The organism is Caulobacter sp. GW456-12-1-14-TSB4 (assembly GCF_059424195.1).
The window spans coordinates 17191-38560 of the sequence record NZ_JBWKZF010000019.1 but is presented as its reverse complement, the minus strand read 5'-3'; the positions used below and the strand labels follow the sequence as shown (position 1 = coordinate 38560).

Below are 21370 nucleotides of genomic sequence, written 5' to 3'. Positions count from 1 at the left end.
CGAGGACTACGCATGGAGTGGGAAGGCGGTCGCCGGTCCGGCAATATCGAGGATCGGCGCGGCATTGGGCCTGTGGGCGTCGCCGGCGGCGGCATCGGCGCGGTGGTCCTGGCGGCCATCGGCTATTTCGTGTTCGGCATCGATCCGCGCACGACGATGGAGGCCACGCAAGGTCTCCAGCAGCCCGCTGCTCAAGAGGGTACGCGCGGTCAGGTCTCCGACCGCGAGGGCCAGTTCATCGACGTGGTCGAGACCTCCAACCGTGACGTCTGGACGCCGATGCTGCGCGACCAGGGCGTCGACTACCGTCCGCCCAAGGCCATCGTGCTCTATGATCAGGCCACCGGCACTGGCTGCGGCACGGGCCAGTCGGCCATGGGGCCGTTCTATTGTCCGGCAGACCAGAAGGTCTATCTGGACCTGTCGTTCTGGCAGGAGCTGGAAAGCCGCTTCGGGGCCAAGGGCGAGTTCGCTCGCGCCTATGTCGTCAGCCACGAGATCGGCCACCACGTGCAGCACCTGCTGGGCGCCGACCAGCAGGCCCGCCGACTGGGCGCGCGCGGCGAGGAGAGCGGTTCGGTGCGGCTGGAGCTGCAGGCCGACTGCTATGCCGGCGTCTGGGCGGCTCACGCGGGCCCGGCCTCGGGCGGCAAGATCGTCATCAATCGCGAAGACATCAAGGACGGCCTGGGCGCCGCCGCCGCGGTCGGCGACGACACCATCCAGAAGCAGAGCCAGGGCCAGGTCGTGCCCGACAGCTTCACCCACGGCTCCAGCGCCCAGCGCATGCGCTGGTTCACGCGCGGTTACGACCAGGGCGACCCGGCGGCCTGCGACACCTTCTCGGCGCGCCGGCTCTAGGGGCTACTTCTTCGGGGCGTAGGCGATCAGCTGGATCTCGACGATGCCGCCGGCCGGAAGCAGGCCGGTGGTGCCAACGGCGGTCCAGGCCGGATGTGCGCCCTTGATGAACTCGCTCTTGACCGCGTTGACCATGGCCAGCTGTTCCCAGCGCGGGGCGGGCTGGTCGGGGCCTTCCCAGACGTGGAAGCTGTTGATCATCACCACGTCGTCGAAGGTCGCGCCCGAGGCCTTCAGCGTATTGTCCAGGGCGACGAAGGCGCGGCGGACCTGGCGCTTGAACGACTCCGGGTCCGTGCCTTCGTCCTTGCCGCGCCCGGCGACGGCGCCCGAGACGTAGAGCATGTCGCCGGCCCGGCGGGCGGGGGCGTATTTGAACTCGTCATAGGCCTTCTGATTGCGCTCCGACGGGATGATCACCTCGCCGCCGGGCGTGGGGATCATCTTCGGATAGGTCTCCTGCGCCAGGGCGGGCGTGGCGATCAGGGCGCAGAGGACAGGCAGGGCCAGGCGGCGGAAGGTCATGGCGGCTCTCCGGAAGAACGTGGGTCTCCGGATCGCGTGACCTGCCACCGGCGGCAAGTGAATTAACCGTCACCCGGCGGGTCGCGACACCTTTCCTGGCGTGCCGGCCCTGTACCGTATTGAGGTTGAGCTTGCCGTTCAGATACCATCACTTATGGCGAAAGACAGTGGCAATGCGTGTAGAGAAGGTCGTCCTTGGCGCGACGCGGCGTTGGCGGCGAGCGCCGGGTATTTCAGCTTCTGCATAACCTGGATAGCCGCTGGCGATTTGCTGGACCCGGTCGGTGTCCGCATTGCCAGCAAAGGCGCGGCTTGGATCCTGGAGTGCATCCTAAATGGTTTGGCGATCAGCCTGATCGGCCTTGCCTTCTTGGTCGGCTGGATATTTTGGGGCGCGGCTTTGGTGGGCGCACGCCTACTGACCGTCGTCTCCCGCCGATCAAGGGCTAAGAACGTCGGATGGTTCCTGATTGCGGGGGCATTGTTTGGATTGTTTCTGGGCTGGAGTTTCGCCTGGTCCTGGGGTTTCGCGCCAAATCACCGGATTTCCTCCCTGGTTGCCGGCGCTGTGTCTGGAGCATTGGCCGGCTTGACCTCTTGGACGGCGGGACGCGCCTTCCGCTCTTGACCCATATCAAACTCGGCTTAGTGTCCGGCCGTTGTTCACCGGGGGGTCGCTCGCGCGGCTGAGATTGGGCTTTGGCCCTGACCCGTAGAACCTGATCCGGGTCATGCCGGCGAAGGGAGGGAACGCGGTCGGAGCCCTCGTAGCCCGCCCGTAAACCGACTCAAGCGCGACACGTCCGGGTCTCCTTAAAGCCGAAGGAGCGCCCGACTATGAATATCCAGACCACCATCAAATCCGTGGCCGAGACCATCTCGACCGGCCCCATCCCCGGCTCGCGCAAGGTCTACCAGGCCGGCGAGCTGTTCCCCGACATCCGCGTGCCGTTCCGCGAGGTGGCCGTCCACCCGTCGGCCAACGAGCCGCCGGTGACGATCTATGACCCGTCCGGTCCCTACAGCGACCCGAGCGTGGCCATCGACATCGAGAAGGGCCTGCCGCGCACCCGCGAGGCCATGGTCGTGGCGCGCGGCGACGTCGAAATCGTCACCACGCCGCGCCTGGTGAAGCCCGAGGACAACGGCTTCGCCCAAGGCAAGCACCTGGCCCCCGAGTTCCCGGACAACAGCCGCACGATCTACCGCGCCAAGCCCGGCAAACTGGTCACCCAGCTGGAATACGCTCGCGCAGGCATCATCACCGCCGAGATGGAATATGTCGCCATCCGCGAGAACCTGCGCCGCGAGCAGGACCGCCCGTGCGTGCGCGACGGCGAGGACTTCGGCGCCTCGATCCCCGACTTCGTGACGCCCGAGTTCGTGCGCCAGGAAATCGCCCGCGGCCGCGCCATCATCCCGGCCAACATCAACCACGGCGAGCTGGAGCCGATGGCGATCGGCCGCAACTTCCTGGTCAAGATCAACGCCAACATCGGCAATTCGGCGGTGCTCTCCACCGTCGCCGACGAGGTCGACAAGCTGGTCTGGGCCACGCGCTGGGGCGCCGACACGGTCATGGACCTGTCGACCGGGCGCAACATCCACAACATCCGCGACTGGATCATCCGCAACTCGAGCGTCCCGATCGGCACGGTGCCGATCTACCAGGCGCTGGAGAAGGTCAACGGCGTGGCCGAGGACCTGAACTGGGAGGTCTTCCGCGACACCCTGATCGAGCAGTGCGAGCAGGGCGTCGACTACTTCACCATCCACGCCGGCGTGCGCCTGCCGTTCATCCCGATGACCGCCAAGCGCGTCACCGGCATCGTCTCGCGCGGCGGCTCGATCATGGCCAAGTGGTGCCTGGCCCACCACAAGGAGAACTTCCTCTACGAGCGCTTCGAGGACATCTGCGAGATCATGCGCGCCTACGACGTGTCGTTCAGCCTCGGCGACGGCCTGCGTCCAGGCTCGACCGCCGACGCCAATGACGAGGCCCAGTTCTCGGAGCTGCGCACCCTGGGCGAGCTGACCAAGGTGGCCTGGAACCACGGCGTCCAGGTGATGATCGAGGGGCCGGGCCACGTGGCTATGCACAAGATCAAGGCCAACATGGACGAGCAGCTGAAGCACTGCCACGAGGCCCCCTTCTACACCTTGGGCCCGTTGACCACGGACATCGCGCCTGGCTACGACCACATCACCTCGGCTATCGGGGCGGCGATGATCGGCTGGTTCGGCACGGCGATGCTCTGCTACGTCACGCCCAAGGAGCACCTGGGCCTGCCGGACCGCGACGACGTCAAGACCGGCGTCATCACCTACAAGCTGGCCGCCCACGCCGCCGACCTCGCCAAGGGTCACCCCGGCGCGGCCATGTGGGACGACGCCATCAGCCGCGCGCGCTTCGAGTTCCGCTGGGAGGACCAGTTCAACCTGGGCCTGGACCCCGAGACCGCCCGCAAGTTCCACGATGAGACCCTGCCGAAGGAAGCGCACAAGACCGCCCACTTCTGCTCGATGTGCGGTCCCAAGTTCTGCTCGATGAAGATCAGCCACGAGGTCCGCGACTTCGCCGCCGGTCTCGCGCCGAACGCCGAACTGGGCATGGCGCAGATGAGCGAGAAGTTCAAAGAGCAGGGGTCTGAGATCTATCTGAAGACCGAATAGGCCGATTTCACTGGCGCGGCGGTGGAGACATCTCCACCGTCGCGGCCATGAAAAGTCTGAGTCTCCTGGCGGCCGTCGCCGTTCTTGCTGTCGCCGGGCCGGCGTTGGCCGATAGCCCGTTCTGGCCCGTGCAGGCCAAGGGTCAGCCCGTAGCGGCCGAGCTGCGCGGGGCCTGGAAGTCGCGGGGCTATGGCTGGATCGTGCAGTTCGGGCCGGACGGGGCTCAGCTGTTCCAGACCGCCGGCGAGGCCTGCTATCCCGATCCGCGCCGCGAGCCCGATCCCGACGGGGTCATGAGCCTGTGGCGGGCCGAGGGGCAGGGGACGATCTCGCTGACCGGCGGCGCCGATAGCACGCGCTATCTGTTCGACAAGCTCCCGAACCTGCCGACGCCCTGCATCGCGGCGGCGGCCTGGACGCCCGACCGCATCGTGGCCTTCGCCGCCGACACCTTCGCCGCCTACTATCCGCGCTCGGCCGAGCGCAAGCTGGACTGGCCGGCGCGCAAGGCCGCGGCCCTGGCCCAAGTCAGCCCGACCGCCACCGACGCGCAGCTGTGGACGGCGCTGTCGGGCCTGCTGGCCGGCCTGGACGATCCGCATGTCGAGCTGCACGGCATGGTCGGCGGGTCTCGGCGCGACCTGGAGCCGGGCGAGTCCCCGACCCTGAACCGCGTCCACGCCGCCGACCCGCAGGGCGAGGAGAAGGCCTGGCTGCAGGCCTATCGCGAAGGCATCCTGACCGGGATTCTGCAAGGCAAGGGGCGACAGGCGGCCAACAACCGCGTCTTCTGGGGGCGGGTCGATGACATCGGCTACCTGAACATCGTCACCATGGGCGCCTTCGCCCGCAACGCCGCGCCGGATGATCCCCGACCGCTGGACGCCGTGCTGGACGAGGCCCTCACGGCTTTCTCCGGGGCCAAGGCGGTGATCGTCGACGTCAGCAACAACCGGGGCGGCTACGACGTCATCGGCCAGCGGATCGCCGGCCGCTTCGCGGGCCAGCTGCGCGCCGCCTACGCCAAGGTCCCGGTCGGGGCCAAGGCGCCGCCGCAGCCGGTCAAGGTCGAGCCGGCCAGCGCGGTCAGCTTCACCGGGCCGGTCTATCTGGTCACCAGCGACATCACCGTCAGCGCCGGCGAGACCTTCACCCTGATGATGAAGGCCTTGCCCAATGTCACCCAGGTGGGCGGGACGACGCGCGGGGCGTTCTCGGACCAGCTGCCCAAGCCTCTGCCCAACGGCTGGACCCTGGCCCTGCCGGCCGAACTCTACAAGGGCCCGAACGGCGAGGACCTGGAGGGCAGGGGGCTGGTCCCCGATGTCCCCCTGGCGATCTTCCCGGATTCGGACCTGTCGGGCGGCCACGCCAAGGCCATCTCGGGCCTGATCACGAAAATTCGCGACGGGAGTGTCGGAACACCCGGACACTGAACGTCCTTGTGTCGTCAACGACGACAACCCAGGGAGAACGTCATGGCCTATGTCGATGGTTTCGTGCTCGCGGTGCCCAAGGACAAGCTGGACGCCTACAAGGCGATGGCCCAGCTGGGGGCCGAGGTCTGGATGGAGTACGGCGCGCTGTCCTACGTCGAATGCTTCGGCGACGACGTGCCCTATGGCGAGCTGACCTCGTTCCCGCGCGCCGTCCAGGCCAAGGACGACGAGGTCGTGGTGTTTTCGTGGATCACCTATAAGGACCGCGCCAGCCGCGACGCGATCAACGCCAAGGTCATGGCCGACGAGCGCATGAAGGCCTATCAGCCCGACACCATGCCGTTCGACGGCAAGCGGATGATCTATGGCGGCTTCCAGGCCTTCCTGGAAAAGTAGCACGCGGAAGTTGCGTCGCTCGCGCGGAGACGCCGCCGGGCGACGCTTCCCATACCCTGTTTGGGCGCCGCCGCGGCACAACGGCGCAGTTTGTTTCTGCACCGCAACATCGTTTCGCGTGCAACACGCGGCAGCCGAAAATGTGACCATATTTCAATGGCTGAGCGCCGTTTAGGCGCTGGAAGACACACGAGTGTGCGCTTTATAGCGCATTGCTTTTTCTTAACGCCGGGGGGCGTTGCGGAGGGCGTCGCACCCCCGTAAGGAGCGGCAACCCAGCGTTGGCGCGGCCGAGCGACGACGTCCCCTGTCACTCGTGTTCTGTGGGCCTGATGACCCTTTCGACGATCCTGTTCTACGGGCTGGCCTCGGCCGCGCTCGACCCCGTGACCGCCGCCTCGGCCATGCCGGCGATCACCTCGACGCCGCCGGAGGCGGTCGCCGAAGCCGACCCGAAGAAACCTCAGGTCAAGGACGATGGTCCCACCGAGGTCGAGGGGCTGGTCATCCAGGCCGACCCGCGCGGCAAGGTCGAGGGCAATATCGAGCCCGAGATCGAGCTGAACGAGGAAGAGATCAAGAGCTTCGGAGCCGGCTCGATCGGCGAGCTTTTGACCATGCTCACCCCGCAGACCACCAGCACGCGCGGCCGCGATGGCGGCGGCGGGCCGGTTCTGCTGATCAATGGTCGCCGCATCTCGGGCTTCCAGGAGATCCAGGGCATCCCGCCCGAAGCCATCGAGCGCTTCCAGGTGCTGCCCGAGGAGGTCGCGCTCAGCTACGGCTACAAGGCCGATCAGCGGGTCGTGAACATCATCCTCAAGAAGAACTACAACGCCCTGCAGGTGCAGGGGGCGGTGACCGTGGCCACCGACGGCGGCCGGACTGCGCCGAACGTCGGCGGCAACCGCGTCAACATCAACGGCGACAAGCGCTGGAACGTCGACGTCCAGCTGTCGCACGACCCGTACCTGCTGGAGACCGACCGCAACATCGTCCGCTCGCCCAACGGCCAGCCGTTCGACCTGGTGGGCAATGTCGCCAGCCTGAACGGGAGCAATCTGGATCCGACGGTCGCCGCCAGCTTCGCGGGCGTGCCGGACTCGGCGGTGAACGGCCGCGCGCCGCTGGCCGACTTCGGTCCGCTGGCCGGCCGCTACAACACCGGCGACCTGACGGCCAGCCGGTCGCTGATCTCGAAGTCGGATAAGGGCACGTTCAAGGGCTCGATCAGCCGCGACCTGAACAAGCAGACGCAGCTGACCCTCAGCGGCAACCTGGAAGACTCCAGCAGCCACGCGCTGCTGGGCCTGCCGGGCGTGGCCTTCGCCCTGCCGGGCGGCAGCCCGTTCTCGCCGTTCTCGCAGGCCGTGACCGGCTATCGCTATATCGACGCGCCGGGCGCCCTGTCGCGCGACGTCGACACGCTGCGCACCCAGGTCAGCATGGCCGCCAACGGCCGCGTGAAGGACTGGCGCTGGAACGTCACCGGCGACTTCGACCGCACCAAGACCGACACCGAGACCGGCCGGGGCCTGGACGCGTCGGCCTTCCAGGCGGCGGTGGCGGCGGGCGACCCGACCGTCAATCCGTTCGGCGTCATCTCGCCCTCGCTCTACAAGGCCATGGCGCCCGACACGGCCCATTCGATCTCGACCGCGGCCAGCGCCGAGCTGGTGCTGAACGGCAACCTCTTCATGCTGCCGGCCGGCGGCCTGCAGACGACGTTCAAGGTCGGGGCCAACAGCAAGGGCCTGGACTCGGAGACCGTCCGCTCGGGCGTGACCACCAAGCGCGACATCACGCGCACGACCGAGAGCTTCCAGAGCAGCTTCAACCTGCCGCTCACCAGCACCCGCCAGAACGTCCTGGCCAAGCTGGGCGACCTGTCGGCCAACTTCAACGCCGGCTACGACGAGCTGTCGGACCTGGGCGGGCTGACCACCCTGGGCGGTGGTTTCAACTGGGCGCCGAACAAGAAGCTCGGCTTCATCGCCAGCTACACCGACGAAGAGGGCGCGCCGACCACCAACCAGATCAACGATCCAACGGTGGTGACCCCGAACGTCTCGGTGTTCGACTTCACGACCGGCCAGACGGTGATCATCAACCGCACGGACGGCGGCAACGCCAACCTGCTCAACGACAACCGCCAGGTCGCCAAGTTCGGCGTCAACTACAAGCCGTTCGAGAAGATCGAGTTGACCTTCAACGGCACGTACACGCGGTCCGAGACCAAGGACATGATCGCCAGCTTCCCGGCCATCACGCCGGACCTGGAGCGGGCCTTCCCGGACCGCTTCGTGCGCGACGCCTCGGGCCGCCTGCTGTCGATCGACGCCCGGCCGGTGAACTTCGCCAGCGCCCAGACCGAGAACATCCGCTGGGGCTTCAACCTGTTCAAGGCGATCGGCACGCCGACGCCGGGCGCGGCCAATCCGGGGGCGCGCTTTGGCGGCGGTCCGGGCGGTGGACCTCCCGGCGGCGGCATGATGCGCATGGGCGGTGGCGGTCCTCCGGGCGGCGGCGGTCCCGGCGGCGGCATGGCCGGCCCGCCTCCCGGCATGATGCGTCCGGGGCAAGGGCTCTTCCAGCTGTCGGTCTACCACACCTGGCGTCTCAGCGACGAGATCACCGTCCGCAAGGGCATGCCGGTGCTGGACCAACTGGACGGCGCGGCGATCAGCGCCCGCAACGGCCAGGCGCGCCAGGAGGTGCAGGTCCAGGGCGGCTACTTCAAGGACGGCCTGGGCATGCGCTTCAGCGGGAGCTGGAAGGCCTCGACCTGGGTCGATGGCGGCGCGACCGGCGGCCAGACCCTGTACTTCTCGGACCTGGCGACGCTGGGCGTGAACTTCTTCGCCACCTTCAACAGCCCCGCGCGCAAGGCGTTGGTCGACAAGTATCCGTTCCTGAAGGGCGCCCAGATGTCGCTGAACTTCGAGAACGTCTTCGACGCCAAGCAGTCGGTGCATGACCAGAACGGCGTGACGCCGCAGGCCTATCAGCGCGACTATCTGGACCCGCTGGGCCGGACGGTGCGCCTGGGCTTCCGCAAGCTGCTGTAGCGGTTACGGCTTGGCCGGGGCGGCCTCGCCGTCCTTGGCCTTGTCGCCGGTGACCAGGCCGATATCGGCCTGGGGGCCGCCGCGGCGCTGCTTCTGGATGTACTCCAGCTCGGCCTTGGCCCCGGCGTGGTTGGGCTCCAGCTTCAGCGCCGCCTCATAGGCGGCCTGGGCCTCGTCCAGGCGTTTCAGCTCGATCAAGGCAAAGCCCTTGCCGCGCAGCACCCGCGCCTCGCCGTCGGGCTCCAGCAGCTTGGTGATGAAGTCGATCTTCTCGGCGCTCTCGTAGAGATCGAGGGCGTCGGAGAAGCGCTTGAGCACCACCAGCGCGCCGCCCTTTTCGGTGATCAGGGCCAGATTGTCGGGCTGAAAGGCCAGGCCCTTGTCCAGATAGGCGATGGCCGCGCGCGGGTCGCGCCGCTCGTTGGCGATCGAGCCCAGCAGCAGGGCGGCCATGGCGTAGGTATTGAGGCTGGTGGCGACGGTCCCGGCCTTGCCCTCCTTGCCATTGAGCGCGCTGATCAGGATCGCGCCGCTCATGGCCGCCGTGCCCGAGCGCGAACGGATGATCGTCGTGTCGCCCTGACGCTCGATCTGTGGATAGCTGGCCGGGGCGTGGCTTAGCACCGTAGCCAGGTCCTTCTCGAACGCTTTGGCGGCCTGCAGCGAGCCGGCCTGGTAGGCCTTCTTCAGGACCTCCTGGTCCTGGGCTTCCTGTTGGGAAACCTTGAACTGGGTGACGATCTGCGTCGCTCCAGCCAAGGCGGGCAGGGGCGCGATCGCCAGGACGATGGCGGAGACGGCGGCGATCCAACGCATGGGGGCTCCTTGGTTGTCCGCAGCCTATGCTACATTTGTAATAAATCAACCTCCGCGTCAGTCGATACGCCGCATCGCGCCTCAACCCGTCCTTAAACTGTCAGGCGCACGCTTCCGGTCAGAACGGCCGCTATCGGCCGGATGGAGACCGTCATGGCGATCATGACTTCCAGCACCCGCCGCACCGGCGACCACTTCGAGCCCAACGATGTCGACCCGCAGGTCCAGCGCCGCCTGCGCGGCTATCTGGAGCAGATCGACTACACCGCCTTCGCCTCGAACAAGGCGGTGCTGGGCGCTACCGTGCCGCACGCCGATGCTGCCCGCTTCCAGCGCCTGGCCGTGGCCACCGCGACCGCTCGCGCCAAGTGGGTGGCCGAGGCGGCCTCGATGACCGACGCCGGCGCCACGCTCTCCGAGGCCCAGGTCGCGCGCCTGGCGCACCTGCGCACGACCTACGAGGAGCTGGCGGCGGCCTACGAGGCGACGCGACGCCTGGTCGAGCGCGGCTATGTGGCCTTCCGCGCCGCGGAGGGATAGGTGTCTGGAGGATAATACCCGGGCAATATTGACTTCGAGTTTTATCCGGGTAAAAGGCGCGTCTCCGAGGAGATGAGCATGTCCGGACGCAAGGCGCTGCTGCGCGAATACAAGGAGCGCAAGGTCGAGGTCGGCATCTACGCCGTACGCTGCGTCCCGACGGGCCAGGCGTGGGTCGGCGTGGCGCCGGACCTGTCCAACCGCCAGAACGGGGTGTGGTTCTCGCTGCGGCTGGGCTCGCATCGCGAGAAGACCCTGCAGGCCGCCTGGAACACGTATGGCGCGGACGCCTTCGTGTTCGAGGCCGTCGAGGTGGTCGACACCGAGGGTCTGGAGGGCTCCATGCGGGCCTCGCGGCTGAAGGACCGCCGCGCCCATTGGATCGAAACGCTGAACGCCACGGGGCTGAACTGATGCCAATTGCCGAAGGCGAAGAGCTGTACGTCGTGTTCCACGGCCAGGCCCGCGTGGCGGTCGGCTCGCGCCTCGACGCGGCCCTGGCGGCCCAGAGGCTGGTCGGCGAGGCGGGGGTGCTGATCTTTGGCCCGGACGGCCGTGGCGTGGACTTCGATCTCAGCGGCGGTTCAGAGGCCCTGACCGCGCGCCTGGCGCCGCCGGAGGAAGCTCCGCGCGGACGTGGGCGGCCCAAGCTGGGCGTGGTGGCGCGCGAAGTGACTCTGCTCCCGCGCCATTGGGACTGGCTGGCCAGCCAGCCCGGCGGAGCCTCGGTGGCCCTGCGCAAGCTGGTCGAGGCCGCGCGCCGGGCCAGCGAAGGTCCTGACCGCATCCGCGCCGCCCGCGAGGCGACCTACCGTTTCGCCTCGGCGATTGGCGGCGACCTGCCGGACTTCGAGGAGGCTATGCGCGCCCTGTTCGCTGGCGACGACGCCGGGTTCGAGGCGCGGATCCAGGCCTGGCCGGCGGACATCGCCGCCCAATTGCGGACCTATGCGGCCGAGGCGTTCGGGGAGGCTTAGCCGCCCGACTTCGCCACGACGTCGTCCAGCACCGCCTTGTAGGCCGCCTCGAACGGGGCCTTGTCGCTGTCGGGCTTGGCGGGCCACAGCGCGCGCAAGTCGGCGGTGCGGGCGGCGGCGTCGCGCAGCCAGGTCTTATCGACCTTAGCCAGCTTGGCCAGACGCGCCTCGACCTCGGCCTTGGGGCGGCCGTCATAGGCCAGCAGCGAGCGCAGGGCCCACAGGTTCTGTTCGTCCGGATTGGGCTTGGCCGCGCCGGGCTTGCGGTGGGCGGTCCAGCGCACGGCTTCCAGGATCTGGGCGCGGTACAGCGGGTCGTCCCAGGTGCTGGGCGTGTGGCCGATGCTGGTCTGGAACAGCCGGCCCTGGCCGATCTGGCGGGTCCAGGTGACCGGCACGAACCACGGGCGCTTCAGGGCCATGTCGGTGAAGTCCAGGGCCTGCAGCGCGCGGACCTTGGTGGGGTCATAGTCCGAGTACTGATAGATCTCCTCGGCATAGGGGAAGCGGGCCGGCCAGGCGGTGTTGACCGGATCCTTGCCGCCCCCCGTTTTTTGGCCAAGCGCCTGGACTGTGATCGGCGTGCCTTGGGTCCAGGGGTGACCGGCGAACTTGCCGTTGATGAAGGCGGTGTAGGTCTGGCCGGGGCCGCTGTAGTCCCAGTGGGTGTCGGTGGCGCTGTGCAGGCCCACGAAGCCGCCCTTGCCGCTCTCGACCCACTTCTGCACCGCCGCCCAGTTCTCGGCCGAGATCGGCAGTTCGCCGGTCGTGTAGAAGATCAGGACATCGATGTCCTTCAGCTTGGCCGGCGTGATCACGCGGGCGTCCTGGGTGGACTCGACGGTGAAGGCGCCGGTCTTGGCCCCGATCTCGGCCAGGGCGATCTCGGACTGGGTCGGGCCGTTGCTGTTGGCCGGACGTGTGACCGGCTTGTGCCGGAAGCCCACCGACTGATCGAGATAGAGCACGCGGATTTTAGCCGGCGCGGCCTCGACAGCCAGGGGAGCGGAGAGCGCGGCGACCGCCGCGAACAGGGTCAACAGTCGGCGCATCATCGTCTCAGCTCTTGGGTTGCAGCAGGTCCCAGCGATTGCCGGAAAGGTCCTCGAACACGGCGACGGTCCCGTAGGCCTCGTGGCGGGGTTCTTCCAGGAAGGTGACGCCGGCGGCGCTCATGCGGGCGTGGTCGCCGGCGAAGTCGTCCGTGTGCAGGAACAGCCAGACGCGTCCGCCGCCCTGATTGCCGATCGCCTGGGCCTGATCGCCCTTGGCTTGGGCCAGCAGGAAGTTCGTGCCGTCGCTGCCGGGCGAGACCACGACCCAGCGCTTGCCATGACCCATGTCGGTGTTCTCGACCAGGGTGAAGCCCAGCTTGCCGACATAGAAGCCGATGGCCTCGTCATAGTCGGCGACCAGCAAGGACACGAGCGCGACGCGGCGGGCCATTTTTTCGACTCCCTGGATTGAGTCGAGTGCATAGCACGCCGCGGTTGGTTTAGGGTCGGACGTCCCTGCAAGGAGATCGCCATGAGCCACCCCGTCCTCTGGGTCCTGTCCTTCGCGCTGGGCGCCATGGCCGAGACCAAGATCACGCCCGTCGCCGCCAAGGACCTGCCGGTCGCCGTGGTCTCCCTAGTCAAGGCGGCCGCGCCCGGCCTGACCATCAAGGAGGCCGAGTTCAAGGAACGCGAGGATCGCCGCTACTACGACGTCGAGGGCCACATGCCCGACGGCTCGGAGATCGAGTTCGACCTGCTGGAGAAGAACGGCGGCTGGGAGATCGTCGAGACCCAGCGTGACGTCGCCTGGGCCGATGCGCCGAAGATCGTGCGCGATGCGGCCGCCGCCTCGGGTAAGGCGATCAAGCCGGTGCGGGTGATCGAGAGCAAGCAGGCCGACGGCATGCTGATCTACGAACTGTTCGCGGCCGGCAAGCCCGAGGAGCCGTCGATGGAGGTCAGCCTCAAGGACGGCCAGGCCAAGGTGCTGGCGGAGGTGTGGCCGCACTGAATCAAAACTTGTCATCCCGGCCGCAGCGAAGCGGAGAGCCGGGACCCAGGGGCAACCGCACTGGGCTTGGCCCCTGGGTCCCGGACAGCGCTACGCGCTTCCGGGATGACAAGAATTGGGATTTGGGAAGAGGGGTTTACCCGCCCGCATACCCCCCAATGATCGGCAGGATCTCACCCGTGATGTAGCTGGCCGTCTGGGGCGAGGCCAAAAACACGTAGGCCGGGGCGATCTCTTCGGGCTGGGCGGCGCGCTTCATCGGGGTCTTGGCGCCGAACTGGGCGACGTCCGGGCCCAGCTTGTCGGCCGGGTTCAGCGGGGTCCAGACCGGGCCCGGCGCGACGGCGTTCACGCGGATGCCCTTCTCGATCAGGTGGGTGGCCAGCGAGCGGGTGAAGGCGTGGATGCCGCCCTTGGTCATCGAGTAGTCCAGCAGGTCCTTGTTGCCGAGCAGGCCGGTGACCGAGCCGGTGTTGATGATCGAGCCGCCGTTGGGCAGGTGCTTCACCGCCGCCTTGGCCATGTGGAAATAGCCGTAGAGGTTGGTGCGCAGGGTGCGGTCGAAGTGCTCTTCGGTCAGGTCCTCGAAGTCGAGCACGTGCTCCTGGAAGGCGGCGTTGTTCACGAGGATGTCCAGTCGGCCGAACTCCGCCACCGTCTTCTCGACCGCGGCCTTGGCGTAGGCCGGATCGGCGACGTCGCCGGGCAGCAGGATGGCGCGGCGGCCCTCGGCCTCGACGGCCATGCGGGTCAGGTTGGCGTCGTGATCCTCGTTCAGATAGCCGATGGCCACGTCGGCGCCCTCGCGGGCGAACAGCACCGCCACGGCCCGGCCGATGCCGCTGTCGGCGCCGGTGATCAGGGCGACCTTGTGCGCCAGCTTGCCCGAGCCCTTGTAGAACGGCGCGTCGTACATCGGTGCGGGGTCAAGCGCGGCCTCGTTGCCCGGCTTGGCCTGGTGCTGTTCGGGGTAGGGCGGGGCCGGGTAGGGGCGGGCGCCGGCCTGCATGGCGTGGCTCTTCTTGGAGTCTTCCTTCGGCTCGAAGGACCGCTTTTCCTTGGCGTCCAGCGGCGCCTGGATGTCGCGATAGGCTTCGGCGACGCGGTCGCCGGTGTGCTCGAACTCGGGGGTCTGGGTCTCGGACATCGGGCGCTCCTGGAGGGCTGACCCGAAGAACCGCTGGCCGCTCGCGATGTTCCAAGCCTCGCCGAAAGCGGGTTGCCTCGAAAACGGGCATCGGTCAGGTTGCCCGTCCTTCTTTGACCCCCTTCTTTTTAGCTTCTTGGGGTGACCACCATGCCGCGCGACGCGGCCGGAACGGCGCTCCCCTCGGAGCGGCCGCGCGGCCCCATCATGACCGATCTGCTCGAACTGCTCCGCCTGGCGGGGCCGGTCGTGCTGTCGCGCCTGGGCATCATGGTCATGGGTCTGACCGACGCCATCGTCGTCGGCCACTTCTCCGCGCGCCAGCTGGGCTTCCACGCCATGGCCTGGGCGCCGACCTCGGTGTTCGTCACCGCCACGGTCGGCCTGCTGGTCGGGGTGCAGGTGATGACCGCTCGCGCCATCGGGGCCGGCAATCCGCACGAGACCGGAGCGGTGCTGCGGCGCGGCCTCAGCTACGGCGCGTGGCTGGGCGTCGGCTCGGCGGCGCTGCTGGCGCTGTTCGGGCCTTTGTTCCTGCACGCCATGGGCCTGAAGGACGGCCTGGCCGACGGGGCGACCGCGCCGTTGATCGTCTTCTCGTTGTCGCTGCCGGTCTATGCGATCTCGGTGGTGCTGACCTTCTGGCTGGAGGGCCTGGCGCGACCGACGCCGGGGGCGGTGATGATGTGGCTGGCCAATGTCGTGAATCTGGCGGCCAACCTGCTGTTCGTGCCCGGGACCCTCGGCCTGCCGGCCATGGGCGCTGTCGGCGGCGCGTGGTCGACCTTCGTGGCTCGCACCGCTCTGGCGATCGCGCTGGCGATCTACGTCCTGCGCATGAAGGACTCCCGAGAGCTGGGCGTCTTCGACAAGCCCGCCCGCAACAAGGCCGCCGAGATCGAGCAGCGCAAGATCGGCTACGGCGCCGGCGCGTCCAACTTCTTCGAGGTCTCGGCCTTCGCCGGCATGAACCTGATCTGCGGCTGGATCGGCAGCCTGGCCGTGGCCGCCTACACCGTGGTGCTGAACGTCTCGGCCATCGTCTTCATGGTCCCGCTGGGCGTGGCCACGGCCACCGCCGTGCAGGTCGGCCGGGCCTATGGCGCGCGTGATCCGGAAGGCATGAAGCGGGCCGGCTGGATCGCCTTCGCCGTGATCGCGGTGATCGGGACGCTGTTTGGCGTGCTGCTCTATCCGGCCAAGCACTGGGTGGCGCTGGCCTACACCACCGACCCAGCGGCGATGACGCTGATCCTGCCGGCCATGGCGCTGTCCTGCCTGTTCTTCGCGCCCGACGCGGTGCAGGTGGTGGCCGCCCAGGCGCTACGGGCGCGCGGCGAGGTGTGGATCCCGACCGTGACCCACCTGATCAGCTACGCCCTGGTCATGGGACCGCTGGCCTGGTGGCTGGCGATCCCGCGCGGCATGGGCCTGAACGGGGTGCTGATCTCGATCATCATCACCAGCTTCCTGGCGGCGGGATTCCTGTTGTTCAGGTTCCGGATGCTGGACTGGCGGGATCGGAAGCTGGCGGAAGAGAAGGGGGCTTAGGCCCCCAGAATCCAGCCTTCTTCGGTCGCGGCCGCTTCCAGCGCTTCCTCCGACAGCCCCTTGGGGGCATCGAACACCGCGCCCAGCTTGCCGGCTTCGTCCAGCTTGGCGAAGTGCTCGGCCAGGGTGCGCACCTGGGTCAGGTCCTTGATCTCGCCGGCCGTGGCCGTGATCTTCAGCAGCGAGGGATAGACCTCAGCGGCCACCACGGCGACGCCCTCGAGGTCGGCCTCGGTCAGGGTCTTGAAGCCGGTCTCGAACGGCCACACGCGGACGGCGTCGCCGCGCGCGTCCTTCAGGCGGCGCACGGCCGGGATGCCCATGATCGCCTGACCGCCGACCGAGCCGTTGTAGTAGAGCTTCCAGATCGAGTGCGCGCCCTTGGCCGCCTCATCCGCGTAGCGGAACTCGGGCAGGTCGTCGGCCCCATGCTCACGTGGGCGCTTGGGCTGCAGCGTGGTCAGCGCGTCCTTGGGCGGGCATCCCCAGAACGGGAAGGGGCCGCCGGTCAGGCGACGGTTGATCTCCGAGCCGACGCCGAAGCGGTTGTTGGTGTTGTCGGCCTTGTCCTTGACCATCTTGGCCAGCTGGTCCCAGACCGCGCGCCAGGGCGTCTCGCCCGGCAGCGACAGCGCCGCCGAGAGCCCGCGCGGGAAGCCCAGCGGGAAGTCGAAGCCGACCAGGGCCCGCTCGCCGCGCTTCTTCAGGTCGTCGAGGATGGCGGCCAGCTTGGTCTCGGCCTCGCCGCGCGTCGCGGGGTTGAAGCTCTCGAAGGTCAGGCGGAAGCGCACGTCGCGCTTGAGCACGCCGATCCAGATGGAGTCGGCGCCCGTCGTCGGCTTGGCCGCGGCGCTCCAGTCGACGATCACATAGGCGCTGAACAGACGCGACACGATACGCGGCTCCGGGAAGGACAGGAGCCGCGCTTCTACTCCGGCGCGAACCTCACGGCCAGCCCACGCGAGGCTCGCAAACGAAAAGAGCCCGTCCTTGCGGACGGGCCCTATAGCGTTTCAGCAGCGTTTCGGCGACGGGATCAGGCCGCGTCGCGGATCTTGGTGGTCGGGCCGATCGGGCGACCGTCGCGGGCGAACCAGCGGATCGGCGGCTCGGCGGCCGAGCCCAGGGCCGCGCGGACGATGGCCGGCGGGCGGCGCTCTTCCGGGGTCATGAACAGGCCGTTGGTCTTGACCTTCAGGCCGGCGATCTTGTTGGCGCCCAGCATGGTCAGCGGCACGGCCAGGACGAGGCCCAGCAGGATCGGGGCGGTCGAGGTGAACAGGTCCGGCGTGAACCAGAAGACCCCGCCCAGGACCAGGCCCGTGGCGCTGATCCAGCCCATGGCGGCGCAGGCTTCCTTGAAGGCGACCTTGTCGGCGTCGCGGCGCTGGGTGGCCCAGCCGCCGACCTTGCCGGCCATGATCTCGACGATCGCGCGGGTCTGGGTGAACATCAGCATCGGGGCGACCAGGGCCGAGAGCAGCATCTCGACGGCCAGGCCGGCGGCCACGCGGCGCTTGCCGCCGAAGCCCTTGATCTCGGCCTTGCGGCTGAAGACCAGGATCGAACCCATGATCTTGGGCCCGAACAGCAGCAGGAAGGTGATGATCATGGCCCAGGCGGTGGCCTGGATCTCGCGCCAGTCGATCAGGGCGTGGGCGGCGGCCTGCAGGTCGGCCATGGTGAAGGCCGCCTTCTTCAGCTCGGGCATCAGGGCGCGCGAGGTGATGCCGGCCGACAGGGCGATGAACCACAGCGGCGACAGGGCGTAGCTCAGCACGCCGATCACCAGGTGCATGCGGCTCATCCAGTGCAGGCCGGGCAGGGCGACCAGCGGCACGTGCTGGACGTTGCCCCGGCACCAGCGACGGTCGCGGGTGGCGAAGTCCAGCAGGTTCGAGGGGCTCTCCTCGTACGAGCCTTCCAGATACGGGGCCAGGTGGACGCTCCAGCCGCCGCGGCGCAGCAGGGCGCTTTCCAGGGCGTCGTGGCTCATCACCTCGCCGCCGAACGGCTTGGGGCCGGAGAGGTGCGGCAGGCCGCAGGTCTCGGCGAAGGCGCGGGTGCGGACGATGGCGTTGTGGCCCCAGAAGGAGCTTTCGGTGCCCGACCACCAGGCCAGGCCCGTCCAGGCGACGCGGCCGTACAGGCGCGTGGCGAACTGCAGGGTGCGGGCGAAGATCGTCTGGCCGTTGATGATCATCGGCATGGTCTGGATCAGGCCGGCGCCCGGGTGACGCTCCATGGCGTCGGCCAGGCGGACCATGGCCTCGCCGGTCATCAGGCTGTCGGCGTCCAGCACCAGCATGTGCTCGTAGGCGCTGCCCCAGCGGCGCACCCAGTCGGCGACGTTGCCGGCCTTGCGGCCCGTGTTTTCCTTGCGGACGCGGTAGTAGACGCTGCTGTGGGCTTCGCGGCGGAAGCGGGCGAAGCAGGCCTGCTCGGCCAGGGCCACCTGGGCGTCGCGGGTGTCGCTGAGCACGAAGATGTCGAAGTGGCGGCTCAGGCCAGTCTCGGCCAGCGAGGCGTCCATGGCGCGCAGGCGGGCGAAGACGGCGGCGGCGTCCTCGTTGTGCACCGGCATCAGGATGGCCGTGCGGGTGTGCAGCTTGGGCATCGGGGCCTCGCCGTCGATGCCCAGCGGATCCTTGGGCTTGCCCAGCAGGATGATGAAGCCGGCCACGGCCGTGCAGAACCACAGCGACAGGGCCAGGAACAGCGGGGCCAGCAGGGTCAGGACCACGCCTTCCAGACGGGTCACGCCACCGAGCGCGATGGTGTCGAAGGTGGCCTTCCAGCCGGCGAAGCCCATGACGATGGTCGCCAGGGCGACGATCCAGCGGCGCATGGTCATGTTGGCGACGACGGCCGAGGCGCGGCGCGAGCCGCCTTGCCAGAAGCCCAGCGGCTGGACCGGCATGGCCAGGGGCACTTCGGCCGGGATCTCTATCGTATCACGGCGAACGACCTGATCGAGGGTCACGCTCGTGGAGGAGCGCACGTCGAAGAGGCTGGAGCGATCGCTCATGTCTTGAAATCTCGGGGCTGTTCCGGCGTGGAAGGTCGCCGGTTTCGCCTAGAGTAAAACTTCGATCACGAATTCGCTACCAGAAATCACGTGGATTTCGCAGTTGCGAGAAAAAACGTTGGCAGCGCTTTCCGTTACGGACGCTCGCCAGTTTGGGGAATTCCAATAAGGCGCTGAATTAATTGCATTCCAAGCGCTACTGGAAAGCTATGCCATTCGAAATCGGCCATCGAGCTGAGCTATACGGCACATCACGTTCGCGCGCTGCGGGAGCGCTTTTTAGCCTGGTTTCGCCACCGAACGGCGACTCGTCGCGCGTGATTTCGACCCGCGAGGACCGAATTCTCACGCGCGATCACGGAGCCGCGAGCCTAGGCCCGCACCGCCTGATGCAGGTTCTTAAGAATCGCCAGCAAGGGCGCGGCGCCGTCCAGCGGCAGGCAGCTGGGGCCGTCGCACAGGGCCTTGTCCGGGTCCGGATGGAATTCCAGGAAGATCGCGTCCGCCCCGGCGGCGATCGCCGCCTTGGCGATGATCGGCACGCCGGCGCGACGGCCGCCGGTCGAGGCCCCGCCGGTGCGCGGGTCGGCGCCGGGCAGCTGCACGGCGTGGGTGGCGTCGATCGACACCGGCACGCCCAGGGCCTGCATCTCGGCGATGCCCAGCATGTCGACCACCAAGTTGTTGTAGCCGAACGAAGCGCCGCGCTCGCACAGCACGATCTCCAGGTCCGGCGCGGCCTCGCGGGCCTTGCTGATGATGTTCTTGCAGTCCCAGGGCGCGATGAACTGCGCCTTCTTGGCGTGCATGATCCCTTGCTGGGCGGCCGTGGCCTTGGCGGTGGCGACGATCAGGTCGGTCTGGCGCACCAGGAAGGCGGGCACCTGGACGAGGTCGGCGACGGCGGCGACAGGCTCGGCCTGCTCGACCTCGTGCAGGTCGGTGCAGATCGGCACGTTCAGCTGGCGCTTGACCTCGGCCAGCATCTTCAGGCCTTCGGCCAGGCCCGGGCCGCGATAGCTCTTGATCGACGAGCGGTTGGCCTTGTCGAAGCTGGCCTTGAAGACATAGGGCAGGCCGAGGTCGGCGCAGATGGCCTTCAGCTCGGTCCCGACTTCCAGCGCCAGGTCCAGGTTCTCCAGCACGTTCAGGCCGGCGATCACCGCCAGCGGCTGGCCGTCGCCGATCGAGATGTTCCAGCGCTTGAGGTGGGCGACGGGCATGGGATTCTCCTGGGGGTAGACGAGCGTCATCTACCCCCAGGCGATGGCGAGAACTAGCCCAGCTTCACCAGCATCTTGCCCATGTTCTCGCCCGAGAACAGCTTGATGAAGGCGTCGGGGGCGCGCTCGACGCCGTCCTCGACGGTCTCCTTCCAGGTGATCTTTCCCTCCTTGATCCACGCGCCGATGTCCTTGGCGAACTGCGGATAGAGGTCGTAGTGGTTGGAGACGATGAAGCCCTCCAGGCGCAGGCTCTTGCCCACGGCCAGGATGATGTTGGACGGACCCTCGGCCTTACCAGTCTCGTTATATTGCGAGATCATCCCGCACAGGGCGAAGCGGGCGAACGGACGGGCCGAGTTGATGGCCGCTTCCAGGTGGATGCCGCCGACGTTCTCGAAATAGACGTCGATGCCCTTGGGGGCGACCTTGGCCAGCTCGGCGACCACGTCGGGCGTGGCCTTGTAGTCGATGACGTGGTCGACGCCGATCGACTTCAGGAACGCGACCTTTTCAGGCCCGCCCGCCGAGCCGATGACGGTGTGGCCCTTCAGCTTGGCGATCTGGCAGACGATCGAGCCCACGGCGCCGGCGGCGGCCGAGACGAACACCACGTCGCCGTCCTTCAGCGCCGCGACGCGCAGCAGGCCGACATAGGCGGTCAGGCCCGGCATGCCGGCCACGCCCAGGAAGGCCTGGGGCGGGACGCCTTGCGTATCGACCTTGGTGATCGCGCCCATGCCGGCGGCGGCCAGAGACTTGGGGTGGGCGTTGAACGCCTCGCGCCAGCCGAACATCGAGTTGACGATGTCGCCCCGCTTGAAGTCGGGGTCGTTGGAGGCGATCACCTCGCCGATCGCGCCGCCCTGCAGGGCCTGGCCGATCTGGAATGGCGGCACATAGCTGGGACGATCGTACATGCGGCCGCGCATATAGGGATCGACCGACATCCACAGGTTCTTGACCTGGACCTCGCCATCGCCCGGTGCGGCCAGCTCGACCGTGGCCAGGTCGAAGTCGGAAACCTGCGGCACGCCCACAGGACGGCTCTTCAGGCGGATCTCACGCGAGGTGGTCATGGGCTTTCCTCCGGCGGCTCTTGATGAGCGTTGCTAA

General features: G+C 68.0%; 20 protein-coding genes and 1 riboswitch. Of the genes, 11 read left to right on the top strand and 9 right to left on the bottom strand.

The annotated features are described in order from the left end of the window. Window positions 1–12: 12 nt before the first annotated feature. Entirely contained in the window at window positions 13–861 is an 849-nt protein-coding gene (ypfJ, locus tag AC07YH_RS17560; protein ID WP_494748246.1) for a KPN_02809 family neutral zinc metallopeptidase, read from the top strand. A 3-nt stretch (window positions 862–864) separates the two neighbouring features. Here ypfJ and AC07YH_RS17555 read toward each other — a convergent pair whose 3' ends face one another. After that, the gene (locus tag AC07YH_RS17555) at window positions 865–1386 is read right to left on the bottom strand and encodes a RidA family protein (protein WP_494748245.1); all 522 of its coding nucleotides are present in this window, start codon (window positions 1384–1386) and stop codon (window positions 865–867) included. Between the two features lie 100 nt (window positions 1387–1486). Between AC07YH_RS17555 and AC07YH_RS17550 the strand changes: the two genes are divergently transcribed. The 5 genes from AC07YH_RS17550 (at window position 1487) to AC07YH_RS17530 (ending at window position 8962) form a co-directional block, all read left to right on the top strand. Beyond that, window positions 1487–2014, top strand: a complete 528-nt coding sequence (locus tag AC07YH_RS17550; protein ID WP_494748244.1) for a hypothetical protein — start codon at window positions 1487–1489, stop codon at window positions 2012–2014. Window positions 2015–2043: 29 nt separating this feature from the next. Continuing rightward, window positions 2044–2149: riboswitch (TPP riboswitch) on the top strand. A 74-nt stretch (window positions 2150–2223) separates the two neighbouring features. Next, window positions 2224–4059 carry a phosphomethylpyrimidine synthase ThiC gene (thiC, locus tag AC07YH_RS17545; protein WP_494748243.1) on the top strand — a complete coding sequence of 612 codons (1836 nt, stop codon included), beginning with the start codon at window positions 2224–2226 and terminating at the stop codon, window positions 4057–4059. Between the two features lie 47 nt (window positions 4060–4106). Continuing rightward, on the top strand, window positions 4107–5495 hold the full coding sequence (locus AC07YH_RS17540; RefSeq protein WP_494748242.1) for a S41 family peptidase: 1389 nt from the start codon (window positions 4107–4109) through the stop codon (window positions 5493–5495). A gap of 42 nt (window positions 5496–5537) precedes the next feature. Beyond that, the gene (locus tag AC07YH_RS17535) at window positions 5538–5894 is read left to right on the top strand and encodes a DUF1428 domain-containing protein (protein WP_494748241.1); all 357 of its coding nucleotides are present in this window, start codon (window positions 5538–5540) and stop codon (window positions 5892–5894) included. Between the two features lie 332 nt (window positions 5895–6226). Continuing rightward, on the top strand, window positions 6227–8962 hold the full coding sequence (locus AC07YH_RS17530; protein WP_494748240.1) for a TonB-dependent receptor: 2736 nt from the start codon (window positions 6227–6229) through the stop codon (window positions 8960–8962). Window positions 8963–8965: 3 nt separating this feature from the next. Here AC07YH_RS17530 and AC07YH_RS17525 read toward each other — a convergent pair whose 3' ends face one another. After that, entirely contained in the window at window positions 8966–9778 is an 813-nt protein-coding gene (locus tag AC07YH_RS17525) for a tetratricopeptide repeat protein (RefSeq protein ID WP_494748239.1), read from the bottom strand. Window positions 9779–9931: 153 nt separating this feature from the next. Here AC07YH_RS17525 and AC07YH_RS17520 point away from each other — a divergent pair, with 153 nt between their 5' ends. The 3 genes from AC07YH_RS17520 (at window position 9932) to AC07YH_RS17510 (ending at window position 11295) form a co-directional block, all read left to right on the top strand. After that, window positions 9932–10318 (top strand): hypothetical protein, encoded by a 387-nt coding sequence (locus AC07YH_RS17520; RefSeq protein WP_494748238.1) that lies wholly within the window; start codon window positions 9932–9934, stop codon window positions 10316–10318. Between the two features lie 78 nt (window positions 10319–10396). Further along, entirely contained in the window at window positions 10397–10732 is a 336-nt protein-coding gene (locus tag AC07YH_RS17515) for a GIY-YIG nuclease family protein (protein ID WP_494748237.1), read from the top strand. Then, window positions 10732–11295 carry a DUF2239 family protein gene (locus AC07YH_RS17510; protein ID WP_494748236.1) on the top strand — a complete coding sequence of 188 codons (564 nt, stop codon included), beginning with the start codon at window positions 10732–10734 and terminating at the stop codon, window positions 11293–11295. Before AC07YH_RS17515 ends, AC07YH_RS17510 begins: the two co-directional genes overlap by 1 nt. On the opposite strand, the gene AC07YH_RS17505 is transcribed toward AC07YH_RS17510, so the two are convergent. Next, the gene (locus tag AC07YH_RS17505) at window positions 11292–12347 is read right to left on the bottom strand and encodes a ThuA domain-containing protein (RefSeq protein ID WP_494748235.1); all 1056 of its coding nucleotides are present in this window, start codon (window positions 12345–12347) and stop codon (window positions 11292–11294) included. The genes AC07YH_RS17510 and AC07YH_RS17505 overlap by 4 nt on opposite strands. Before the next feature lie 7 nt (window positions 12348–12354). After that, the gene (locus tag AC07YH_RS17500; RefSeq protein WP_494748234.1) at window positions 12355–12741 is read right to left on the bottom strand and encodes a VOC family protein; all 387 of its coding nucleotides are present in this window, start codon (window positions 12739–12741) and stop codon (window positions 12355–12357) included. Between the two features lie 126 nt (window positions 12742–12867). On the opposite strand from AC07YH_RS17500, the gene AC07YH_RS17495 reads away from it, so the two are divergent. Continuing rightward, window positions 12868–13305, top strand: a complete 438-nt coding sequence (locus AC07YH_RS17495; RefSeq protein ID WP_494748300.1) for a hypothetical protein — start codon at window positions 12868–12870, stop codon at window positions 13303–13305. 136 nt (window positions 13306–13441) lie between these two features. On the opposite strand, the gene AC07YH_RS17490 is transcribed toward AC07YH_RS17495, so the two are convergent. Then, on the bottom strand, window positions 13442–14452 hold the full coding sequence (locus AC07YH_RS17490) for an SDR family oxidoreductase (protein ID WP_494748233.1): 1011 nt from the start codon (window positions 14450–14452) through the stop codon (window positions 13442–13444). A 150-nt stretch (window positions 14453–14602) separates the two neighbouring features. On the opposite strand from AC07YH_RS17490, the gene AC07YH_RS17485 reads away from it, so the two are divergent. Continuing rightward, window positions 14603–16003, top strand: coding sequence for an MATE family efflux transporter (locus AC07YH_RS17485; protein ID WP_494748232.1), 1401 nt, complete (start codon window positions 14603–14605; stop codon window positions 16001–16003). Here AC07YH_RS17485 and AC07YH_RS17480 read toward each other — a convergent pair. From AC07YH_RS17480 to AC07YH_RS17465, 4 genes are all read right to left on the bottom strand, one after another. Next, window positions 16000–16896 (bottom strand): cobalamin biosynthesis protein CbiG, encoded by an 897-nt coding sequence (locus AC07YH_RS17480; protein ID WP_494748231.1) that lies wholly within the window; start codon window positions 16894–16896, stop codon window positions 16000–16002. The genes AC07YH_RS17485 and AC07YH_RS17480 overlap by 4 nt on opposite strands. A gap of 143 nt (window positions 16897–17039) precedes the next feature. Then, window positions 17040–19031 (bottom strand): glucans biosynthesis glucosyltransferase MdoH, encoded by a 1992-nt coding sequence (gene mdoH, locus AC07YH_RS17475; protein ID WP_494748230.1) that lies wholly within the window; start codon window positions 19029–19031, stop codon window positions 17040–17042. Between the two features lie 371 nt (window positions 19032–19402). After that, window positions 19403–20254: a 3-deoxy-8-phosphooctulonate synthase gene (gene kdsA / locus AC07YH_RS17470; RefSeq protein ID WP_494748229.1), complete on the bottom strand. Its 852-nt coding sequence runs from the start codon at window positions 20252–20254 to the stop codon at window positions 19403–19405. A 53-nt stretch (window positions 20255–20307) separates the two neighbouring features. Continuing rightward, window positions 20308–21333, bottom strand: coding sequence for an NADP-dependent oxidoreductase (locus tag AC07YH_RS17465; RefSeq protein WP_494748228.1), 1026 nt, complete (start codon window positions 21331–21333; stop codon window positions 20308–20310). Window positions 21334–21370: the final 37 nt, after the last annotated feature.